This is a genomic window from Burkholderia sp. LMG 13014, from assembly GCF_905232215.1.
In the GTDB taxonomy this organism is placed as follows: domain Bacteria; phylum Pseudomonadota; class Gammaproteobacteria; order Burkholderiales; family Burkholderiaceae; genus Burkholderia.
Genome location: NZ_CAJNKE010000525.1, coordinates 1 through 4,078, shown reverse-complemented (window position 1 = coordinate 4,078; position 4,078 = coordinate 1). Strand labels below are relative to the sequence as shown.

The 4,078-nt window shown below is 66.2% G+C and carries 3 protein-coding genes; 1 reads left to right on the top strand and 2 read right to left on the bottom strand.

All coding sequences use genetic code 11. The annotated features are described in order from the left end of the window. Positions 1-225 precede the first annotated feature (225 nt). Complete coding sequence (locus tag JYJ84_RS30150; RefSeq protein WP_175222641.1) at positions 226-1,848, bottom strand: NAD(P)/FAD-dependent oxidoreductase; 1,623 nt, start codon at positions 1,846-1,848, stop codon at positions 226-228. A 314-nt stretch (positions 1,849-2,162) separates the two neighbouring features. Next, positions 2,163-2,966, bottom strand: coding sequence for an inositol monophosphatase family protein (locus JYJ84_RS30145; RefSeq protein WP_122945754.1), 804 nt, complete (start codon positions 2,964-2,966; stop codon positions 2,163-2,165). A gap of 280 nt (positions 2,967-3,246) precedes the next feature. On the opposite strand from JYJ84_RS30145, the gene JYJ84_RS30140 reads away from it, so the two are divergent. Beyond that, a complete protein-coding gene (locus tag JYJ84_RS30140) occupies positions 3,247-4,071 on the top strand; it encodes an RNA methyltransferase (protein WP_122945753.1) in 825 nt (274 codons plus the stop codon). Positions 4,072-4,078: the final 7 nt, after the last annotated feature.

Genomic DNA, 4,078 nt, shown 5'->3' with positions numbered 1-4,078 from the left:
GCTGCAAAGCGGGCCGGTTCCTGCCGCGTTCTCGAAAATGCACCGGGAGTTTTTCGGTCACTCGAATGACGGCGAGTGACAGCCGATCCCGAAAGGGCGAGCGCAGGTTTCAGCGCTAGACCTTGTCGGGCAAGGTACAGGTACGGCTGCATCGTCCGGGCATGGCCTGCTGAGGCCAGCCTTGCTCGGCGCGCGAACCGCGGCGCGCCGAGCCTGGCCGTTCCCTCAGGCCGTTTGCGCCGCCGCCATGCTGAGCGCCACCGCCTGCGCGACTTCGATGCCGTCGATGGCTGCCGAATAGATGCCACCGGCATACCCCGCACCTTCACCGGCCGGATACAGGCCTTCGACGTTCATGCTCTGGTAATCGTCCTTGCGTCGAATCCGGATCGGTGACGAAGTGCGCGTCTCGACACCGGTGAGCACCGCATCGTGCATTGCGAAGCCAGCGATCTTCTTGTCGATCTGGGGCAGGGCTTCGCGGATCGCTTCGATCACGTAGTCCGGCAGCGCGGTGCTCAGATCGGTCGGGTTCACGCCCGGCTTGTATGACGGTTCCACGGAGCCGAGCGACGTCGACGGCCGGCCCGCGATGAAATCGCCGACCAGCTGGCCCGGCGCGCGGTAATCGCCGCCGCCGAGTTCGAACGCGCGCTCTTCCCATTTGCGCTGGAACGCGATGCCCGCCAGCGGGCCGCCGGGATAGTCATCCGGCGTGATGCCGACGACGATGCCCGCATTCGCGTTGCGCTCGGCCCGCGAATACTGGCTCATGCCGTTGGTGACCACGCGGCCCGGCTCGGAGGTCGCCGCGACGACCGTGCCGCCCGGGCACATGCAGAAGCTGTAGACGGCCCGGCCATTGCTGCAGTGGTGGACCACCTTGTAGTCGGCCGCACCGAGCTGCTTGTGGCCCGCGAACTTGCCGAAGCGGCTGCGATCGATCAACCCCTGCGGATGTTCGATGCGAAAACCCAGCGAGAACGGCTTGGCTTCGATATAGACGCCGCGATCGTGCAGCATCTGGAAGGTGTCGCGCGCGCTGTGGCCCACGGCCAGCACCACGTGGTCGCAGCGCAGCGTTTCGCCGTTCGAGAGCTTCAGCGAGCGCACCTTGCCCTGATCGATCTCGATGTCGTCGACCCGCGTTTCGAAACGCACTTCACCACCCAGTTCGTGGATGGATGCACGCATCTTTTCCACCATGCTGACGAGGCGGAACGTGCCGATGTGCGGCCGGCTCAGGTAGAGGATGTCTTCCGGCGCACCCGCCTTGACGAATTCGTCCAGCACCTTGCGGCCGTAGTGATTCGGATCCTTGATCTGGCTGTACAGCTTGCCATCGGAAAACGTGCCGGCCCCGCCTTCGCCGAACTGCACGTTGGATTCGGGATTGAGCACGCTCTTGCGCCACAGGCCGAAGGTGTCCTTGGTGCGCTCGCGCACGGCCTTGCCGCGTTCGAGGATGATCGGGCGGAACCCCATCTGCGCGAGGATCAGCCCCGCGAACAGGCCGCACGGCCCCATGCCGATCACGACCGGGCGCAGGAAATTACCGTGCTCGGGCGCTTTCGTGACGAAGTGGTATGCCATGTCGGGCGTCACGCCGCAATGCGGCTTGCCGGCGAGGCGCTTGATCGCGGCCGCTTCATCCGTGACTTCGACGTCGACGATATACGTGAGCTTGATGTCGGCGCGCTTGCGCGCATCGTGCGCACGGCGGTACACGGTGTAACGGAGGAGCCCGTCTGCGTCCACGCCAAGCTCCGCGAGGCGCTCGCGAATCGCGACCTCGAGCGCGCTTTCGGGGTGGTCGAGGGGGAGTTTAATTTCGCTTAGCCGTAACATGGGGACTCGGATGCGATTGCCACGGCGTCGTGGCGGTGTTGATACGATCGGGGGCCGGCAGGCCGGCGGTGTTGTCCGCCGTGCGGGCGTGCCGGACGCAAACCAATCATTGTCATTGCGGGAAGGGCAGTGCAAGCGGCAGTCCGCTGACTGGCCCGAACAACTCAAGCAACTTCAGGATAGGCGCACGAAGCGACCCTTGTGCGGGAAGATCGTCCCGCCTCCCGGCAACCGGGAGGCGAGCGACGCACCATCATGACGATGCCCGCGAGCGGTGTGCGCGCAAGCCACGCCATGCAGGCGCGGCCGGGAGCTTACTCCGCTGCCGGATGCACGCGCGTGTAGCCCTTCAGGATCGGGATCATCTGCGCGTAGATCTTCGGGTTCGCGGCGACGATTTCATGGCGATGCAGGAAATCGGCGTCGCCCGTGTAGTTGCCGACGAGGCCGCCGGCCTCGGTGATCAGCAGGCTGCCCGCTGCCATGTCCCACACGTTGATGCCTTGTTCGAAGAACGCGTCGAGGCGGCCGGCCGCGACGTTCGCGAGATCGAGTGCCGCGGCGCCCGGGCGGCGCAGGCCCGTGCAGGCCTGCGTCATTTCGGTGAAGAGGCGCGCGTAGGCATCGAGGCCGTCCTTTTCGCGGAACGGGAAGCCCGTGCCGACCAGCGCGTCCGCCAGGCGGTCGCGGCGGCCGACGCGGATGCGGCGGTCGTTCAGGTATGCGCCGCGGCCGCGGGTGGCCGTGAACAGGTCGTTCTTGTTCGGATCGTAGACGACGGCCTGCGTGACGACGCCCTTGTGCTCGAGCGCGATCGATACGCAGTAGTACGGGAAGCCGTGGATGAAGTTGGTCGTGCCGTCGAGCGGATCGATGATCCACTTGAATTCGGATTCGTTCTCCGATTCGCCCGATTCTTCCGCGAGGATCGCGTGGTCGGGGTAGGCGGTCTTCAGCGTCTCGATGATCGCGTCTTCGGCGGCCTTGTCCACTTCGGTGACGAAGTCGTTCTGCTGCTTCTTGCGGATCTCGATCAGGTCGAGATCGAGGGACGCGCGATTGATGATCTGTCCGGCGCGGCGCGCAGCCTTGACAGCAATGTTGAGCATGGGATGCATGAGCCTGGATCCTGTAGCCGGCGGCACGGGCCGCCACGAAGTGGAACAACCGCCCGGCACGGCGCAAACGTGGCAGGCGAGGTGAGACGCGAATTGACAAAGAACGGGGTACGACCCGCGCCGCACGGAGTGCGACGCGTAAAGGCATGATTTTACCCGATTTTTGGCGGTTTCAGGCGACCGGCATACGGGGAAACCCCCACTATCCGTCCGGACGAGTGGGTTTGCCGCGGTGATGGCGATACCATACTGCCATTCTGATGAACCGAGTCGCATCGTAGTGGAAACCCCGCAGATCACCGCCGCGCCGTCCGAGCCGGGCGCGGCCTCGTCCCGGCCGCCGTCCGGCGGCTTCACGTCAACCCGTTTCGTGCTCGTCGAGCCGAGCCATCCCGGCAATGTCGGGGCAGCCGCCCGCGCACTGAAGACGATGGGCTTTTCGCGTCTCGTGCTGGTCGCGCCGCGCGTGCCGCACGTGCAGAGCGATCCCGAGGCGATCGCGATGGCCAGCGGCGCGGACGACGTCCTCGCGTCCGCGCATGTCGTGCCGACGCTCGGCGACGCGCTGTCCGGCGTTCACTGGTCGATCGCGCTGACCGCACGCACGCGCGAATACGGGCCGCCGCGTCTCGCGCCGCGTGCGGCCGCCACGCAGGCATGCGCGCAGGTCGGCACGGGCGACATCGCGCTCGTGTTCGGCAACGAGCGCACGGGCCTCGCGAACGAGCATGTCGAGCAGTGCAGCGCGCTGGCGCACATCCCGGCGAACCCGGCCTACAGTTCGCTGAATCTCGCACAGGCCGTGCAGGTGCTCGCGTACGAGCTGCGCGTCGCGTTTCTCGAACAGGCGAGCGAGCCGTCGGCGCAACCGTCGGGAGAAGCCGGCACGCTTGCGCAGAGCGACGAGATCGAGCGGATGTACGTGCACCTCGAGAACGCGCTGATCGCGCTCGATTTCCTTGATCCGCGCAACCCGAAGAAGCTGATGCCGCGGCTGCGGCGCCTGTTCGCGCGCACGGGCCTCGAGCGCGAGGAGGTCAATATCCTGCGCGGCGTCGCGAAGCACATCCTGCTGAAATCGGGCAAACCGGGCGGCGACGCGTAAGCAGCCG